Raw genomic sequence first — 17,120 nt, forward strand, 5'->3', positions numbered from 1 at the left:
GGCCGTTCCCCCATGGCAACAGATGAAGGGGCACGCGGGCAAGACCCGGCGTCGTGCCCGCGGGCCCCTTACAGGACTTTCATGCCCCCGGACCCGGCCGTTTCGTCATTTCTACTTCCGGGTAGTGTGTACCCAGAATGTTCACGCTGACCATCAACCAGACTGACAGCCGGCGCGACGGCGACCAGGTGCCGCAGCTGCTTAAAGCGCTGCGACATATCCCTGCGCGCCTGGATTTTGACCGGTCCGTCGAGGATGAGGTGCAGGGTGTTGTGGACTGCCCGCACCAGGCCGTGGAAGCGGCGCTGATCGCTTTGCGCGGCGGAGCCTGGTACGTGGGGATCGGCGCCGGGCCGGTGGACGAGCCGCTGCCCAACCAAATCAAGGACGCCACCGGCCACGGCCTGGTCTACGCGCGGCGGGCCGTGGACCGGCTCCGCAACGGCAAGGAACGGATTCCGGTGGCAGTGGAGGGGCCCCTGGCCGATGTGGCCCATGACGCGGAGGCCGTACTGCGGCTGCTCGGACACATTGTCCGGGACCGCTCCGGCGCCGAATGGCGGGTGCTTGACCTGCTGACGCCCGGTGTCCGCGGCCAGCAAAAAGCGGTGGCGCAGGAACTGGGAATCACCACCCAGGCAGTGAGCAAGGCAGTGTCCCGGGCGCAGTGGAACGAGGAACATTCCGCCCGGCCCGCCGCGGCACGGCTGCTCGCCTTGATCCTCGAAGCGAGGTAGCCGGGAACCCGCTGCGCTGGGTCAGACCTGCTTAGCTGCCGGTCAGGAGGCGGCTGGTTGGACTGCGGCCAGGCGCCCGCGGCGGGTCAAGCCGCTGGTCAGGCGCCCGCGGCTGCCATCATCGGTTCGCCGTTGAAATACTCCAGCTTCCACCCGTCCACAGCGTGGTGGTGTGCCAGGTTCAAGGCGGCGTTGTCAACGCTGGCAAGGGTTTGGCCGATGGCGCGGCTGAGGCTGACCCGGAGCAGGGTGCCGTGCGCCACCACCAGGACGCGTTGGCCGCGGAACTCTTCCGCCAGCGCCTCAAGCGCGGCAAGGCCACGGTCCGCCGCCTCGGCTTCGCTCTCCGCACCCTCGAACCCGCCGGGGACCCGCAGCGCCTCCAGTTCGGGGCCGGCCTGCAGTCCTTCAGCCGGCCCGAAGCTACGCTCGGTCAGTTCGGGGATGCGCCTGGACACAGCGAGCCCCAGCCCCTCGGCGATCAGGTCCGCGGTTTCGGCGGCCCGGCTCAGCGGCGAAGAGACGATGGCATCCCATTCGTAGGGGGCCAGGACGGTGACGGCGTCCCGTGCCTGGCCGCGTCCGACGTCGTTCAGGGGGATATCGGTGGCACCCTGCAGCCGGCGCTCGGCGTTCCAGTCGGTCTGGCCATGGCGGACGAGGGCGAACGTCGTAAGGGTCATGCTCCTATTTTGCCTTGGTGCCGGGTGCCGGTCGGAATCCGGGCCTTCGGTGTGGACTCCTAGAGGAGGCTGCGCAGCACGTGGGCCGCGCCGTCGTCGAACACCGAATGGGTGACCTCATCCGCCGCCGCAATCACTTCCTGCGGAGCTTGCCCCATGGCCACGCCGCGGCCGGCCCAGGTAAGCATTTCAATATCGTTGCGGCCATCGCCAACGGCGACGGTGCGGTGCTGCTCGATGCCGAGCCGGAGGCGGAGGCTCTCCAGGGCGCTGGCCTTGGTCACCCCTGCTGCTGCGATATCCAGCCATGCGGTCCAGCCCACCGAGTACGTCACCCCGGCCAGTCCCACGTGCTTGATGGCCTCATTGAATTCCTCGGGCGTGTTTTCAGTGCTGAACACCACCACGCGCACCGCGGTGGCCTCCAGCATGGTGTGGAAGTCGACGCCTACGGCCTCGACGCCGAAACTGGCGTCCTGGAACCGTTCCGTGGAGAGGAAGTTTCCGTCCGCGTCCTCCAGGGCGTACTTGGCAGAGGGGAGCCGATCCCGGAGGGCCCTCAGGGCCGGACCGGGGTCGAAGGTGGCCTTGTGGATGATCTCGTAGCCGTTGGCCAGTTCGGGGTGGAGCCGGAGGGTCACGCCGCCGTTGCAGCAGACTGCGTAGCCGCGCTCTATACCGATTTTTTCGATGACGGGAAGGGTGGCGTTCAAGGAGCGGCCGGTGGCGATCATTACCTCGTGCCCGGCTGCCACCACCGCCTGCGCCGCGTCCCGGACGCCCGGCGTCATGTGGCCGTCGTGGTCCACCAGGGTGCCGTCCACGTCCAGTGCGACCATCAGCTTCTGGCCGATTTCCGAAAAGCGGTAGGTGTTGGTGTTGTCTTGGTTGTTCTCTCGCCGGTCATCGTTGCCGGCGACTGAGGTTTCAGTCAGCGTTGTCATTGAAACAGTGAAGCAGACGTCACTGACAGGCGCTAGGACGCAGGACACAGCTTTACTGAACTGTTGATTAACTGCGGGTTTCCGGCGCCGCCGCCACCGCGGCACCCCCTTACGGACGGTGCACCCCCGGACGCGCTGGTGCATCGTCCACTCGGGGGTGCAGGCGCGGGTTCCGGTTGTCCACATGCCCACGCCGGGTCCTTCAGCACCGCTGACGCTCCGGCCACCATGAATGGCATGCAGCTGATTTCCGCACTGGACCTCCGCCACAGCACCGGGGATATCCGATCACTCAGCAGGCGCTACGCGCAGGGTGAACTCGTCCGCGTTCGCAGGGGCGTATACGCCGTCAGGGATGAGTGGGTATCGCTGGCCCCTTGGCAGCGATACCGCCATACGGTGCTTGCCGTGGACCTGGAACTGCCGCAATCCACGTTCTGCCTGAACACTGCTGCCGTCCTGTGGGACCTGGACCTGCTTGCTGTGCCCGGATATGTCCACTTGTCGGGAGCGTCCAGGGGCCACACCGGCCGCAGGAAGCCAACCACCTCTGCCGCTCCTGACAAATCCGGGCGGACCGGGATCACCCATCTCACCGCATACGGCGTCCACAGGCATGGCGGGGATGCAGCGTCGGTCCGGCGCGGAGGCCTGCTGGTCACTACGCTGCCCGATACCGTCATAAACGTCATCGCGAGGGAAAGCTTCGCGGCAGGGGTCGTGCTGGCGGACCACGCAATCAGCCCCCGCCGCGCCTCCGGGCCTCCGGTCGGCAAGGACGAGCTGGTCCTGGCGGCTTCCCTGCTCCCGTCGGCAGCCCGCCGAAACTGGGTTGCCCGGGTGATTGACTTCGCCTCGCCCCATTCGGAGTCAGCCGGAGAATCCCTCAGCCGCGCACAGATGCATCTTCTCGGCGTCCCGGCTCCCATGCTCCAGGCGAAGTTCCTGCAGGCGGGTACGTTGCTGGCCCGGACTGATTTCTTCTGGCCGAAATACCGGCTGATCGGCGAGTTCGACGGCGACGCCAAGTACCTCAATGACGAATACTTGGGCGCACGGACGGCACGGCAAACAGTGCTCGCAGAGAAGAAGCGCGAGGACAAACTCCGGGCGGCGGGTTTCCGGGTGGTCCGGTGGGACTGGGCAACAGCATCCGACCCCGCCCGCTTTGCGGCATGCCTTCGGCAGGCAGGCCTGCCCGTCAAGCGGAACAGAGTATCCAGCACCCCGTAACGGACAGTGCACCCCCGTGTTCGGGGGTGCACTGTCCGTTGGCGGGTGCAATGCCCGGGACCCGGTGCACCGGCGGGGAAGGACCCTAGAGGACCGGGAGCACCTCGAGGCCGCCCAGGTACTTCTGCAGCGCCTTGGGGACGTTGACCGAGCCGTCAGCGTTCTGGTGGTGCTCCAGCAGCGCCACGATCCAGCGGGTGGTGGCCAGCGTGCCGTTCAGGGTGGCCACGGCCCGGGTTCCCTTGGCCACGCCGTCAGCGTTGACCGCGCGCTCACGGATATTGAGGCGGCGCGCCTGGAACGTGGTGCAGTTTGAGGTGGAGGTCAGCTCGCGGTAGGCGCCCTGGGTGGGAACCCATGCTTCGCAGTCGTACTTGCGGGCGGCGGACATTCCCAGGTCACCGGCTGCGGTGTCGATGACGCGGTACGGCAGCTCGCACTTGGCCAGCATCTCTTCTTCCCAGGCAAGCAGGCGCTGGTGCTCGGCGGCGGCCTCTTCCACGGTGGTGTAGATGAACATCTCCACCTTGTTGAACTGGTGCACGCGGATGATGCCGCGGGTGTCCTTGCCGTGGGAGCCGGCTTCGCGCCGGTAGCAGGAGCTCTGGCCGGCGTAGCGGATGGGCCCGGCTGAGAAGTCGAGGATTTCGTCCGCGTGGTAGCCGGCCAGGGCCACCTCTGAGGTGCCCACGAGGTAAAGGTCGTCCTCGGCCAGGCGGTAGATCTCGGCGTCGTGCTTCACATCGAAGCCGGTGCCCTGCATGGTTTCGGGGCGCACCAGCGTGGGGGTGATCATCGGGACGAAGCCTGCTTCGATGGCCTGCTCCATGGCCATCTGCAGCAGTGCCATTTCCAGCCGGGCACCCACGCCGCGGAGGAAGTAGAAACGGGCGCCGGAGACCTTGGCACCGCGCTCCATGTCGATCGCGCCGATCAGCTCGCCGATCTCCAAGTGGTCCTTGGGCTCAAAGTCGGGGAACTCACGCGGGGTTCCGACGGTCTTGACCACCACGTAGTCGTCCTCGCCGCCCTCCGGAACGCCATTCTCCACCAGGTTGGGGACGGTGCGCAGCAGCTCTTCCTGCTTGGTTTGGGCGGCGTCGGCCTCGGCGGAGGCTGCCTTGACGGAGTTGGCCAGTTCCTTGACCTCTGCCAGCAGCGCCTGCTTTTCCTCGCCCTTGGCCTGCGCCACCTTCTTGCCGAAGGCGTTCTGCTCGGCGCGGAGGTTTTCGAAGCGGATCAGGGCTGCGCGGCGGGCGGCATCCGCGGAGATGATCGCGTCCACCACTGATTCGTCCGCGCCGCGGGCGCGCTGGCTGGCACGGAACTTGTCCGGGTTTTCGCTGAGGTCTTTTACGTCGATCACCAGACAAGGGTATCCAATACAGCGCACGACGGCGGGCGGCAGGCCCGTGCGCCAGGCCGCCGCGCGCCGGGCTACTGTTGAACCACCATGAGCGACTGGATTCTCTACCTGCTGATTGCGGTGGCGCTTGCCTTCGCCACCTCCAGCTGGTGGGGGGTCCGGCGCCTCCAGGCCCTGCACGTGCGCAGCACAGTGGCCGGCGAAGCTTACGATCCAGGCCTGGCGCAGCAGCGGGTGGCCGTTGTCCTGAATCCCATCAAGGCGCGGGCGGAGGAAGCAAAGGCAACAATCCAGCGCGCCTGCCTGGCGGCAGGGTGGGAGGAACCGGCCTTTTTCGAGACAACCGCGGACGACCCCGGCTTTTCCCAGATGCAGGCGGCCCTGGCCGGCAAGCCCGACGTCGTCCTGGTGGGCGGCGGGGACGGCACGGTCCGCGTGGTGGCCGAGGCCCTGGCGCACACCGATGTTGCCATGGGCCTGATCCCGCTGGGAACCGGTAACCTGCTGGCCCGGAACGTCGACCTTGACGTGAGCGACCTCCACGGGAACGTCCAGACGGCGCTGTTCGGCCGGCAGCGCTACATTGACACCGCCCGGATGGCCATTGAAAACTCCCGCACCGGTCACTACTCCGAGCACCTCTTCCTGGTCATTGCCGGGATTGGCATGGACGCGGAAGTCCTGGCGGACACCAACGACGGGCTGAAGAAGGCGGTGGGCTGGCTCGCCTACACCGAGGCGGGCGTCCGCCACCTCCCCGGCCGGCGGAAAAAGGTGTCCATCTCGCTGGACGGCAACCCGGAGCAGGTCCGGAACATCCGCAGCGTACTTTTTGCCAACTGCGGGCTGGTACCTGGCGGCATCGACTTCATTCCGCAGGCAATGATTGACGACGGAATGCTGGACGTGGTGGTCATGAGTCCCCGCAGCGCCCTGGGCTGGCTGCTGATGTACATGAAGATCATGTTCAAGCACAGCGGAAAGCTGCCGATCATGACTGTCTACAGGTCGGTCAAGGTGGTCATCAAATGCCCCGAGCCGATGCCCACCCAACTCGATGGCGACACGTCCGGGGACGCCACACAACTCACCGTCCAGGTTGAACCCAAGTCACTGCTGGTCAGGGTCAGGGCGCACGAACCGGGCGGCGCCGGGCCGGCGAAACCCCGGCTCTAGGCGTGGGCGGCCCATCAGCGTCTGAGGGAATGCCGGGCCAGGCCTGACCGGCAGGTTCACGCGGGTCAGGCGCCGGCGTCCTTCTTCTCTGCCTCAGCGGCTGCTTTCGCAGCGGCATGGGCCTCGGACTGTTCACGGATCATTGCCTGTTCCTCTTCGAAACGCAGGCGGTCCGCGCGGTCAGCGTCGTCGCCGTCCCAGTCCTGGTTGTCTGCGGCAGGCTTGGGGTTGACGATCATCCCCTGGCCGTCGTTGTCAGTGGTGCTGGTCATGACCCGCTCCCTTCGTCAGAGGCCATACCCCGTGTGGATCAAGCAAGCATACGCATTGTCCACACCCCGCGGAAGTACTCCGGAAGGCATTTGCCTACGCTGTGGGCGAAGACCCGGAACCGCTTTCACCTGCGGTGGATGCCGCATCAAGTATGGATCCCACCCACTCCCGGGCCGCTGAGAAGGCAGCATCAGAGGTATGCGCCGCCACCGGGGTGGACTGCCTGTCCGCCCGGGCATACGAGCCCAGGAACCGGGTCCCGGGGCTGATGCGGTGCAGCCCCGCCAGGGCATCGGCAACGCGCGCCTCACCGGCGTGGCCATCAGCGTCGATGCTGAAGAAGTAATGTCCCAGGTACTGCCCGGTGGGTCGCGATTCGATCCGGCTGAGGTTGACGCCGCGGCTGGCGAACTGGTCAAGGATCTCCATCAGCGCACCCGGGCGGTCCTCCGGAAGAGGGACGACGAGCGTGGTCTTGTCAGCGCCGGTGCGTTGCGGCAGGACACCCGGGCGGGCGACCAGGATGAAGCGCGTCACGGCACCCGGGTTGTCACCGATGTTCTCCGCCATCACCGACAGGCCCGGATGCACGCTCGCTACCAGCGGCGCGCAGATGGCGGCGTCGTAATGGCAGTCCTTCTCCAGCAGCCCCATGGCCGCGGCCGCAGTTGATGAACCCGGAACATATTCCGCGGCCGGCATATTGTTCTCCATCCACATCCGGCACTGCGCCCAGGCGTGGCCGTGGGTGGATACCCGCCGCACGTCCTCCCGGCCTACGCCTGGCCGCGCCACCAGGACAAAAGTGATGGGGACCAGGACCTCGCGGATGATGCGCAGTTCCTGGCCGGTGGCAATCGCGTCGAGGGTGGCGGTGACGCCGCCTTCCACCGAGTTTTCAATCGGCACCATGGCAGCGTCGGCAGATCCGGCGCGCACTTGGTCCAGGGCAGCATTGACGTTGGACGCCGGCACCCGGACTGCCTGTTGCGCGCCGGGGACCTGGAGGAGGGCAGCCTCGGTGAACGTGCCCTCGGGTCCGAGGAACGCGTAGGTGGGGGAACCGCCGGGCACTAGAGGACCAGCGGCTTGAGTCCGTTGTCCGAGACCAGGGGCTTGCCCGATTCCAGCCACTGGTCCATCCCGCCGGAGACGTTGATGGCGGTGTACCCCTGGCCCGTGAGCCATTGGGCAACACGGAAGGACCGGCCGCCGGTCCGGCAAATCACGTAAACGTCTTCGTCCGGATCGAGTTCGTCCAGCCGGGCCGGGATCTGGTCCATGGGAATGTGGAGTGCGCCGTCGGCATGCCCGGCCACCCACTCGTAGTCCTCCCGGACATCCAGGATTACGGCGTCAGCAGGGATGTCGTGGACGGGCACGGTATCGAAATCGCTCATGGGAGTCCTGTCGTGGCGGATCAGAGTCACGTTTAAGCCTAGTCCTTCCGCCACAAATGGGACGGGAAACCGGCAAGTTAGGCTGGTTTCCCAAGGAGGTTTCCATGACCCGTCAGCAGTCTGCCCGTCCGGCGCGGCCACAGGCGTGCCCTGGCCGGAACCCCGGCGAAGATGCCGGCGGGGACACCGGCCCATCTCCGCTCCACGAGCCGGAAGTCCGGGTCCGTGGCTGAACTCCACGAGCTGACGGCACTGGACCTGCGGAACCTCCTGCGCGGCGGGACCGTGTCCGCCGCTGAGGCCACAGCACATTTCCTGGCACGCATCGGCCGGCACAACCCGTTGCTGGGAGCCTTCATCACCGTCACCGCGGGCCAGGCCATGGACCGGGCAAGCGCGGCTGATGACCTGCGCTCCCACGCCCGCATCGAAGACCTGCCGCTGCTGCACGGCATGCCGCTGGGCTTCAAGGACCTGACCGATGTTGCCGGCGTGGTGACCACCCACGGAAGCGCCGCCGTCGAGCATAAACCCGCCCCCGCGGACGCTCCCCTGGTGGCGCTCCTCAAGGAGGCGGGCGTGGTGTCCCTGGGCAAGACCCAAGTGCCAGAGTTCGGGCTGACGGCCTACAGCGAAAACCGCATCGCGCCGCCGTCGCGCAATCCGCACGCTCCCGGCAGGAGCTCGGGCGGTTCTTCCGGCGGCAGCGCTGCCGCCGTCGCCGCGGGCCTCCTGCCCTTCGCCCCAGGGACCGACGGCGGCGGTTCAGTCCGGATTCCGGCCGCCGCCTGCGGCCTGGTGGGCCTTAAACCGGGCCGCGGTCTAGTGGCTGCCGGGGAAAGCAGCGGCGATCCGGCCCGGCTGGTGGTCCCTGGCCCCCTTGCCCGGAACGCCAGGGACGCCGCCCTGATGATGGACGCCCTGGCACCGGGGCACGGATACCTTGCAGGCATCGGCCAGGAGCCGCAGCGGCTGAGGATCGGCGTCACGCTGGAGAGCCCGTGGTCGGGCACCTTCCCCTTCAGCATCGAACCAGAGGCACTCGAAGCCCTCCGCACCGGCGAACGGCTACTGGAACACGCCGGCCACACCTTGGCCGAAGCGGCCGTACGGTACGACAACCGCTACCCCGATGCCTTCACCACCGCCTGGACGGCAGGCGTCGGCGCGGCACGGATCAGCCCCTCGCGTGAGGCGCTGCTGGCTCCGTTGACCCGAACCTTCCGGCGGCGGGCGCAGCAACGCAGCCCTGCGAAGCTGGCCGAAGCCCTGGCGTTCCTGCGGCAGTTCCAGCACGACACACTTGTGCAATACGGCCAGTGGGATCTGATGCTGATGCCCGCGCTGGCGCAGACACCCCGGCCGGTGGGCTGGTTCACCGGGACCGGCCACGGCGGCGAGCGCTGGCCGGCCGCGCAGTGGCCGGGAGATGCCGACGGCGACTACCGGAAGCAGTGTGAGTTTGCGCCATGGTCGTCGATGGTGAACGTCTGCGGGTTGCCGGCCATCACGGTTCCCGTCCACTGGACCGGGGGATCCGCCGGCAACGGACTTCCCATGGGAATACAGCTCGTGGGTCCCATGGGCTCGGAGGCCCTCTTGCTGCAGGTGGCACATCAACTGGGCTTCTAGGCAAGGGGCGGTGTGCTGTTGTTGACCTGAACCTAACGCCCCCTTAACCCGGCGGTAACCCCTGCGGCGCAGACTGGAAAAACCACCTTTTCGCACCCTCCATACGCCTTTCCGCCCGATGAGGAGTTGCATCACCATGAATGCTGAACAGCGCGCCACCGGCGCCGGCCCCGCCGAAACCGCAGACGACGGGCGGCCGGACCTGAGCAACTCCAACGTCCGGGAGGATCTGGCCATGGCCGGCCGCTGCGCTCTGGTGCACCTGCCCACCGGCAGGACCTGCTTGCTTCCGCTGCGTCACCGCGGCCCTTGCGAGTTCCACCGCCCGCAGGAAGCGCAGGATGTGGTGGCCGGCGGACGCTGACAGGCGCGGGCCGGCGCCGATGCCGATGCCGGACTATCGACTCCACCGCCGATGTGGAGGACGATTAAAGGGCAGTCACCATGAGGAGGTCTGTGATGTGCTATTCATCAAGCAAGGACTTCGGGTGGGGCGCCAGGAAAGAAACCAGGCGCCAGCCTGAAGAGCGGCCTGAGACCCACGAAACTCCGAAGCCGGCCAAGGCACCGGAATTCACCCTCTGGGCCTTCCCGAACTGGCACAGGGCGCCTGCGCCAGGAACGCCCACCGGCGAACGGAACAAAGAACGGGTCTGATGTCCGGCCTGCACGGCCCGGCCAGCGATCCAAGGAGGGGTTCCCTTCGGGGCCCCTCCTACCGCGAGGGCTCACCGTCCAGCCCTGCCCTTTCGTGCTGCCGTAGACGCGGGCGGCGCGCTCGTTGTACTGCGGTAACGCCGGCGTCTATGGTTGTGCCATAAGCATGCTTAGCATTCTGCGAAAGGAACGGGCGTGAGCGAGGGACAGTACACGCCAGGACCGAACAGCCAGCCGGACCCGGACATGGCCGCCACGGCGTCGAACGCGGACGGGCCGGCAGGCGGCCGGGAAGCAACTTACGGCGGCGCGCCGTCCTACGCCCCGGATGCCCCGGATACACCCGCAGTCCCAGCACCACCAGCAAGCACCGAAAAGGCCGCAGCGGGTGGCCGCGCACCCGAAAGCAAAGTTACCCGCGCCGGCGTCATCTGGGCCGGCGTCGTCGCCGCGCTGATCCTGTTGATCCTGCTGATCATCTTCATCCTGCAGAACCAGGAACAGGCCATGGTGAAGTTCCTGGGCTTTGAGGGTTCCGTCCCGCTGGGCATGGCACTCTTCATTGCCGCCGTCACCGGCGGGGTGCTGGTCGCCGTGGCAGGCGGGGCGCGCATCCTGCAACTGCGCGCCACCGCCCACCGGGCCAAGATCCGTCAACGGCGCTAGGCAAACGGCGGCCGGAGCCGCCGGAGCGAATACGCCGGCGGTTCCCGGCCGTGCGGTGCGTCAGTTGCCGCCCAGGTTCCGGTACTTCCGGAACCGCGCCCCCACCAGCCCCGCCACGGGGACGTCCGCCACGGACGCGAGTTCGTATTCAATGGCACGTGCCATCCGGGCACAGAATTCGCGCGGCTCCAGCGAAGCGTCGTCGCGCTCGTCAACGATGTGGTCCACCAGTCCGTTCGCATACAGCGCCGCCACATTGACCCCCTGCGCCTGCGCCATCCCGGGCGCGAAGGCCGTGGTGCGGTGCACGATGGCACTGGCGCCCTCGGGCGGCAACGGCGACAGCCAGCTGTGCTGAGCGGCGATGGTCCGGTCCGCGGGCAGCAGGGCGAGCGCCCCTCCCCCGGCACCCTGGCCAAGCAAAACGGAGACCGACGGCGATTCCAGGCCGATCAGTTCGTACAAGGAGCGGGCGATCTCTCCGGCGAGCCCGCCCTCCTCGGCTTCCTGCGAGAGCGCGGCGCCTGCGGTGTCGATGACCGTGAGCAGGGGGAGCCGCAGTTCTTCGGCCAGCTTCATGCCGCGGCGTGCTTCCCGCAGTGACCCGGGCCCCATTCCTGCGGCGTCCTTGCGCAGCGGGCGGGCGTGCCCCAGCACAATGCAGGACCGGCTGCCGAACCTCGCGAGCGCCAACAGCAGCCCGGGGTCCTTTTCCCCCTGTCCCGTCCCGTTCAGCGGCAGGGCGTCGCTGGCCCCGAATTTGAGGAGCTGGCGCAGGTCCGGCCGCCGCGGCCTGCGTGAAATCCCGATCGATGTCCAGGCATCAACAGCTGCCGGCCGCACGGCAAGGGTGGCCGGTGCAGCGGGCCGGATGACCGTCCCGGACGCTGCCTCCCGGCGCGGCGCCAGGATATCCAGCGCCCTGGCAACCAGTTCTGCGAGGTCCTCGGGCTTTACGACGCCGTCGATCAGACCTTTGTTGAAGAGGTTTTCCGCGACCTGCACGTTGTCCGGGAAGGACTCCCCGTACAGCGCCTCGAAGACCCTGGGGCCCAGGAATCCCAGCAGGGCGCCCGGTTCGGCCACATTGATGTGGCCCAGGGAGCCCCAGGATGCCATGACGCCGCCGGTGGTGGGATGCCGCAGGTAGACCAGGTAGGGCAGGCCCGCCTGGCGGTGCGCCCTGACCGCTCCGGTAATTTTCACCATGGACAGGAACGCCGGCGTCCCCTCCTGCATCCGGGTTCCTCCGGAGGCGGGGCCCGCCAGCAGCGGCAGGCCCTCCGCGGTGGCCCGTTCGACGGCGGCAACGATCCGCTGCGCCGCAGCGTGGCCAATGGAGCCGGCCAGGAAGGAAAACTCGCTGACGATCAGCGCCACGCGGCGGCCGCGGATCAGCCCGGTGCCGGTGAGCACCGATTCGTCGGCGCCGCTGCGTTCGCGGGCTTTGGCCAAGTCACGGGCGTATTCTTCGGACAGGGCCGGCTGGTGCGGCGGGGTATCCCAGGAGACAAACGAGTCCTGGTCCACCACGGCGTCGATGAGTTCGGCGGCGCGCAGGTGCCGCACTTTCTCGGTGGTTGGCACGTTAGTTCACCCCGGCCGCCACCGGAGCGGGCAAACCGAGCCACTCCCGGATTGCGGGCCCGTCGGCGTCCAGCAGGGGCGGCGCGGCATGATCCGTCAGGGTGGTCTCGCCGGAATCCCCTTGTTCGAAGAACCGCAGCGGCGGTCCGGGGAGGCTGACCGTTCCGAGCAGCGGATGCTCCACTTCCACCACGAGCCCCTGGGATGCCACCTGCTCCCAGGCGTACACCTCGTCCAGCGAGCGGACCTTCCCTGCCGGGATCCCGGCGTCGTTCAGTTTCTCCAGCAGTTCCGCCGCGCCATAGCCGGCAAAAGCGCGCTCGACGGCGGCAATCACCGCGCCGCGGTTCCGCACCCTTTCGGCGTTGCTGGCGAACCCGGGCGCCCCCGGGTCCAGGCCGAACGCGGCGGCGAAGGAAGCCCAGAGCTTTTCGCTGCCGACGCTGATCTGCACGCTCCCGTCCTTGCAGGTAAACAGCCCATAGGGGGCGATGGAGGGATGGTGGTTGCCCTGCGCCTGCGGAACCTCGCCGGCCACGGTGGCCCGGGTGCCCTGGAAGGCGTGGACCCCGATGAGGGAGGCAAGCAGGGAGGTCCGGACCACCTTGCCCTGGCCGGTGCGTTCACGCTCAACCAGTGCCGCCAGTACGCCGGTGGCGCCGTTCATGCCGGCCAGCAGGTCAGCAATCGGAACACCGACGCGCTGCGGATCGTCCGGGCCCGACCCCGTGAGCGACATGAGCCCGGCCTCGCCCTGCAGGATCTGGTCGTAGCCGCTGCGCCGCGATTCGGGCCCGTCATGGCCGAAGCCGGTTATGGAAAGGATCACCAGGCGGGGGTTGAGCTCATGGATGGCGGCTGTGGAGAAGCCCAGCCGGTCCATGACGCCGGGACGGAAGTTCTCGATCACCACGTCCGCGTGCGCCAGCAGCCCGCGGAGTACGGCCCGCCCGTCCTGGCTCTTCAGGTCCAGGCTGATGGATTCCTTGTTGCGGTTGCAGGACATGAAGTAGGTGGACTGCAGGTCCTCTTCCGGGCCTACGAAGGGCGGTCCCCAGCCGCGGGTGTCATCCCCGGTGCCGGGGTTCTCCACCTTGATGACGCGGGCGCCAAGGTCCGCCAGCATCATGCCGGCGTGGGGGCCTGCCAGTGCGCGGCTCAGGTCGACGACGGTGTGCCCGGCCAGGGGGCCTCGGGAATTTTCGGCTGTGCTCATGTGCTGGGTTTCCTCTCTGAAGTGGGGGGCGGCGTGCGGTGCCGGGCGGCTGCGCCGGCTAGAGCCAGCCGGGGACCACCAGTGCCAGCCAGGCCAGGATGGGTCCGGCCACGATCACGATGCCGCTGTAGCCGAGGATCTTCTTGTAGAACCGGTCCTTGTCCACGCCTTCCGGAGCATTGGCCAGGACCAGTGCCCCGTTGGTGGAGAACGGGGAGACGTCCACGATCGTGGCGGAGACGGCGAGGGCGCAGATGACGCCGACGGCGCCGATCTCGCCGGTGGAGAGGAACGGCACGGCCAGCGGGATAAGGGCGGCCAGGATGGCGGTGGAAGAGGCGAAGGCGGACACGATGGCGCCGATGAAGCAGATGATGAGGGCTGCCAGCAGCGGCATTCCCATGCCGGCCACGCCGCTGGAGACGAACTCGATGGTCCCGGCTTCCTCCAGCACGCCGACGAACGTCAACATGCCGCAGATCAGCAGCACGGTGGACCAGCTGATCTTGTTGATGGCGCCTTTCTGGGCCGCGGGTGAAACCAGGGCAAGGACGATCGCGATGGTGATGGACACGAAGCCGACGTCCATCTTGAAGCCCAGGGCCACGACGGCCAGCACGATCAGGCCCGCAATGGTGACCAGTTGCGGAATCCGGTCCTTGCGTTCCTTGGTGGCGGCAACGCCGTCGCCTGCGGGGTCGCGGGGGCCGTACATGCCGGAGCCGAAGCCCTTGAACGGCACATCGGTGCCGGCTTTGGCGCCTACGCTGACCGCCATCCGGGCCTCGGCGGCCTGCTCCACGAATTGACCCACCTTGGAGGACATGAGGTTCCTGCCGCCCAGGATCACAAAGAGGACCAAGGAGATGACCAGGTTGAAGATGAAGCTTGAGAGGAAGAGTGCGGCCGGGCTGAAGGCGAGATCGGTCTTGGCGATGATGCCGTTGACCGTGACGCCATAGACGGCGATGGGCGAGAAGCCGCCGGCCTGCGCGCCGTGGATCACCATCATGCCCATCAGCAGCGGGCTGATCTTGTACTTCCCGGCGAAGCTGAGGGCGATCGGGGCAATGATGGCGACGGCGGCGGGAGACAGTGCGCCCACGGCCGTGATGACGGCGGTGATGGCGAACATAACCCAGGGGATCAGGGCGACGCGGCTGCCCACCAGTTTGACGGCGCCCCGGACCAGGAGGTCGATGGTGCCGTTGTTTTGCGCGATGGCGAACAGGTAGGTGACGCCGACGATTGTCAGGAAGAGGCCACCGGGGAAGTTGGCAAGGATGTCATTGGTGGACATGCCCAGCACGAGGGAGCCAAGCAGGAAGGCGCCGACGAAGGCGAGGGCGCCCATGTTGAGGGGCAGGACGGTGGCGAGCAGGAACATCGCCGCCAGGATGATGATCGATAAGACAGGAGCGGACATCGTTGGTCCTCCATTGGTACGAAAGAATGTGACGTGAGTTACTGGCTCACTGGACTAGCCTCTTAGACAGTGAGTCTATCTGTCAATAGATGAAGGGGGTATTCTGGTCCCAGAACCTCGGGAGGAACTGTGGAAAAAACGGCACGGGCAGGCCTGGAACGGGTCTCGCGGCCCCGGCTCTACGAGCAGCTGGTGGAGCAGATCCTCGCCTACATCGAGTCGGCCCGGCTCCGCCCCGGGGACCTGCTGCCGGCCGAACGCGACCTTGCCGAGCGGCTGGGCGTTTCCCGCGCCACCCTGGCCCAGGCCCTGGTAGCCCTCGAAGTGCTGGGCGTGATCGACGTGCAGCACGGCACCGGCGCAGTCCTGGCACGGCGCCCCAGCGTGGCATCCGTTATCAAGGGCCTGCGCGAGCACCAGAGCCGGCTGCCGGAAATCGTCGAAGCCCGCAGCACGCTGGAAGGCAAGCTCGCCGCACTGGCCGCCGAACGCCGGACCGCGGACGACCTCGCCGCCATCAACGACGCCCTGGACGTCATGGCCCGGGAAATCAACGACGGCGACCGCGGCACCCATGGCGATGAACTCTTCCACCAGGCCATTACCGCGGCGGCCCACTCCTCCGTGCTGGCGCAGCTGATGGCCTTCATCGCCGAGATGATCCTGGAAACCCGGATGGAATCGCTGGGCCAGCCCGGGCGTCCGGAACAGTCACTGGCGTCGCACCGGAAAATCGCCGACGCCATCCGCGCGCAGGATCCGGCCGCAGCGACGGAGGCCATGCTGGCGCATATCGACCTCGTCTCGGATGTGGAACTGCTCCGCTAGCGGCAGCCGGCCGGGTTCTCGGCGGTAATTCCCCGCGCCGCAGGGACAGTTTCCCGCTTATGCGCAGGGGAACTGCCCGTCCGGAGGGGACGTCAACAGGGACGCGCCTAGAAAGTCCCCGAATTCGATCCGGTGGTGCTGGCGACGGTGAGGCCGATGATGAGCAGCAACCAGATGGCACCGTATCCCAGCAGGCACAGGTAGCCCAGCACCAGGCCGGAAATGGACATCCCCTTCCCGGACGGCTCGCGCCTGAGGGCAAGGTGGCCGGTAATGATGGCGGCGAGTTGGGGAAGGATCAGCCAGCCCATGATGACCGAGGCGATGCCGCAGACCATGCTGGCGATGCTCAGGGTCTTCGGCTCTGCCGGGCTGCCGTAGTAGGCCGGCTGGCCAAAGTATTGCCCTTGGTTGTCCTGGGGCTGTGTGTACGGGGATTGGTTGTACTGGCCCTGGTTGTAGGTTGGGCCGTAGGGCGACTGGCCATATTGGCCTTGTCCGTACTGCGTCTGGCCGTACTGCGCCGGCGGCTGGTAGCTGGGCCACGGCGCATCGTTGGCCTGGTGGTCGGGACGCCGGTAGTCGGGCCCCTGGGACGGCTGGTCAGTCATGGTTTCTCCCCTGTGGATCTGGCTCCAGCCTACTTCAGTGCAGGACCAGGCCGACGGCCAGCACCACCATCAAAACACCGATGCCGGCATCAATCCAACGCCAGCTGCGCGGATTGCCCAGGACGCCCGCCAGGGCCCGCGCCCCGTACCCCAGCACCGAGAACCACAGCACGCTTCCGGTCACGGCACCGGCGGCAAAAATCCAGCGCAAGTCCGGTCCCTGCTGGTTGGCCAGGCTGCCGAGCAGCACCACGGTGTCCAGGTAAACGTGGGGATTCAGGAACGTGAGGGCGGCCGTGGTGGCGAGCACAGAATGCCTGGAGCGGGGCGCCTGCTCCGCCAGCGCTGACGGCTTCGCCGCCGCCATGAAGGACCGCGCCGCGAACCACAGCAGGTAGGCGGCTCCGGCCCACCTCAGGACTTCGAGAGCTTCGGGGAAACGGGTCACCACTGCTCCGATGCCGACGGTACCGCCAACTATCAGCAACGCGTCCCCCGCCATGCATACCGCCACCACCACGCCGACGTGCTCGCGGCGGATACCTTGCCGCAGCACGAAGGCGTTCTGGGCGCCGATCGCCACGATGAGCGCCAGCCCGGTCAGCATTCCGGTAGTCCACGAGGTCCACATGGTTTAGACGGTAGGTTTCGGCGCTATCTGTAGGCAAATGAATGATTCTAGGGA

General features: G+C 67.3%; 18 protein-coding genes. 7 read left to right on the forward strand and 11 right to left on the reverse strand.

Annotation, left to right across the window (positions count from 1 at the left end):
* The first annotated feature begins 137 nt into the window (after nt 1–137).
* A complete protein-coding gene (locus tag QRN53_RS06840; protein ID WP_285243265.1) occupies nt 138–737 on the forward strand; it encodes a hypothetical protein in 600 nt (199 codons plus the stop codon).
* 98 nt (nt 738–835) lie between these two features.
* Here QRN53_RS06840 and QRN53_RS06845 read toward each other — a convergent pair whose 3' ends face one another.
* Complete coding sequence (locus QRN53_RS06845; RefSeq protein WP_285243266.1) at nt 836–1,420, reverse strand: histidine phosphatase family protein; 585 nt, start codon at nt 1,418–1,420, stop codon at nt 836–838.
* A gap of 59 nt (nt 1,421–1,479) precedes the next feature.
* Nucleotides 1,480–2,364, reverse strand: a complete 885-nt coding sequence (locus QRN53_RS06850; protein ID WP_285243267.1) for an HAD family hydrolase — start codon at nt 2,362–2,364, stop codon at nt 1,480–1,482.
* Nucleotides 2,365–2,601: 237 nt separating this feature from the next.
* Between QRN53_RS06850 and QRN53_RS06855 the strand changes: the two genes are divergently transcribed.
* Complete coding sequence (locus QRN53_RS06855; protein WP_285243268.1) at nt 2,602–3,597, forward strand: hypothetical protein; 996 nt, start codon at nt 2,602–2,604, stop codon at nt 3,595–3,597.
* A gap of 85 nt (nt 3,598–3,682) precedes the next feature.
* Here QRN53_RS06855 and serS read toward each other — a convergent pair whose 3' ends face one another.
* Entirely contained in the window at nt 3,683–4,963 is a 1,281-nt protein-coding gene (serS, locus tag QRN53_RS06860) for a serine--tRNA ligase (RefSeq protein ID WP_285243269.1), read from the reverse strand.
* An 87-nt stretch (nt 4,964–5,050) separates the two neighbouring features.
* Between serS and QRN53_RS06865 the strand changes: the two genes are divergently transcribed.
* Nucleotides 5,051–6,139: a diacylglycerol/lipid kinase family protein gene (locus QRN53_RS06865; protein ID WP_285243270.1), complete on the forward strand. Its 1,089-nt coding sequence runs from the start codon at nt 5,051–5,053 to the stop codon at nt 6,137–6,139.
* A 65-nt stretch (nt 6,140–6,204) separates the two neighbouring features.
* On the opposite strand, the gene QRN53_RS06870 is transcribed toward QRN53_RS06865, so the two are convergent.
* The 3 genes from QRN53_RS06870 to QRN53_RS06880 all read right to left on the reverse strand — a co-directional run bounded on the left by QRN53_RS06870 (nt 6,205) and on the right by QRN53_RS06880 (nt 7,812).
* Nucleotides 6,205–6,411, reverse strand: a complete 207-nt coding sequence (locus tag QRN53_RS06870; protein WP_018762673.1) for a hypothetical protein — start codon at nt 6,409–6,411, stop codon at nt 6,205–6,207.
* A 94-nt stretch (nt 6,412–6,505) separates the two neighbouring features.
* Nucleotides 6,506–7,486, reverse strand: coding sequence for a prephenate dehydratase (pheA, locus tag QRN53_RS06875; protein ID WP_285243271.1), 981 nt, complete (start codon nt 7,484–7,486; stop codon nt 6,506–6,508).
* Nucleotides 7,486–7,812 (reverse strand): rhodanese-like domain-containing protein, encoded by a 327-nt coding sequence (locus QRN53_RS06880; protein ID WP_285243272.1) that lies wholly within the window; start codon nt 7,810–7,812, stop codon nt 7,486–7,488. Before QRN53_RS06880 ends, pheA begins: the two co-directional genes overlap by 1 nt.
* Nucleotides 7,813–8,037: 225 nt before the next feature.
* Between QRN53_RS06880 and QRN53_RS06885 the strand changes: the two genes are divergently transcribed.
* From QRN53_RS06885 to QRN53_RS06895, 3 genes are all read left to right on the forward strand, one after another.
* On the forward strand, nt 8,038–9,444 hold the full coding sequence (locus tag QRN53_RS06885; protein WP_285243273.1) for an amidase: 1,407 nt from the start codon (nt 8,038–8,040) through the stop codon (nt 9,442–9,444).
* Between the two features lie 136 nt (nt 9,445–9,580).
* Nucleotides 9,581–9,808: a hypothetical protein gene (locus tag QRN53_RS06890; protein ID WP_285243274.1), complete on the forward strand. Its 228-nt coding sequence runs from the start codon at nt 9,581–9,583 to the stop codon at nt 9,806–9,808.
* A gap of 488 nt (nt 9,809–10,296) precedes the next feature.
* A complete protein-coding gene (locus QRN53_RS06895; protein ID WP_285243275.1) occupies nt 10,297–10,767 on the forward strand; it encodes a LapA family protein in 471 nt (156 codons plus the stop codon).
* A gap of 60 nt (nt 10,768–10,827) precedes the next feature.
* Here the strand turns inward: QRN53_RS06895 and QRN53_RS06900 are convergent, their stop codons facing one another.
* From QRN53_RS06900 to QRN53_RS06910, 3 genes are read right to left on the reverse strand one after another with little or no spacing between them, the layout of a single operon-like run.
* Nucleotides 10,828–12,354 carry a carboxyl transferase domain-containing protein gene (locus tag QRN53_RS06900; protein WP_285243276.1) on the reverse strand — a complete coding sequence of 509 codons (1,527 nt, stop codon included), beginning with the start codon at nt 12,352–12,354 and terminating at the stop codon, nt 10,828–10,830.
* Between the two features lies 1 nt (nt 12,355).
* The gene (locus QRN53_RS06905) at nt 12,356–13,570 is read right to left on the reverse strand and encodes a CaiB/BaiF CoA transferase family protein (RefSeq protein ID WP_285243277.1); all 1,215 of its coding nucleotides are present in this window, start codon (nt 13,568–13,570) and stop codon (nt 12,356–12,358) included.
* A 58-nt stretch (nt 13,571–13,628) separates the two neighbouring features.
* The gene (locus QRN53_RS06910; protein WP_285243278.1) at nt 13,629–14,996 is read right to left on the reverse strand and encodes an SLC13 family permease; all 1,368 of its coding nucleotides are present in this window, start codon (nt 14,994–14,996) and stop codon (nt 13,629–13,631) included.
* Between the two features lie 129 nt (nt 14,997–15,125).
* On the opposite strand from QRN53_RS06910, the gene QRN53_RS06915 reads away from it, so the two are divergent.
* Nucleotides 15,126–15,824, forward strand: coding sequence for a FadR/GntR family transcriptional regulator (locus QRN53_RS06915; protein WP_285243279.1), 699 nt, complete (start codon nt 15,126–15,128; stop codon nt 15,822–15,824).
* 107 nt (nt 15,825–15,931) lie between these two features.
* Here the strand turns inward: QRN53_RS06915 and QRN53_RS06920 are convergent, their stop codons facing one another.
* Both QRN53_RS06920 and QRN53_RS06925 read right to left on the reverse strand, forming a co-directional pair.
* Nucleotides 15,932–16,435 (reverse strand): DUF4190 domain-containing protein, encoded by a 504-nt coding sequence (locus tag QRN53_RS06920; RefSeq protein WP_285243280.1) that lies wholly within the window; start codon nt 16,433–16,435, stop codon nt 15,932–15,934.
* 34 nt (nt 16,436–16,469) lie between these two features.
* Nucleotides 16,470–17,066: a LysE/ArgO family amino acid transporter gene (locus QRN53_RS06925; RefSeq protein ID WP_285243281.1), complete on the reverse strand. Its 597-nt coding sequence runs from the start codon at nt 17,064–17,066 to the stop codon at nt 16,470–16,472.
* Nucleotides 17,067–17,120: the final 54 nt, after the last annotated feature.

It is taken from the genome of Pseudarthrobacter sp. fls2-241-R2A-127, from assembly GCF_030209355.1.
Classification (GTDB): Bacteria; Actinomycetota; Actinomycetes; order Actinomycetales; family Micrococcaceae; genus Arthrobacter.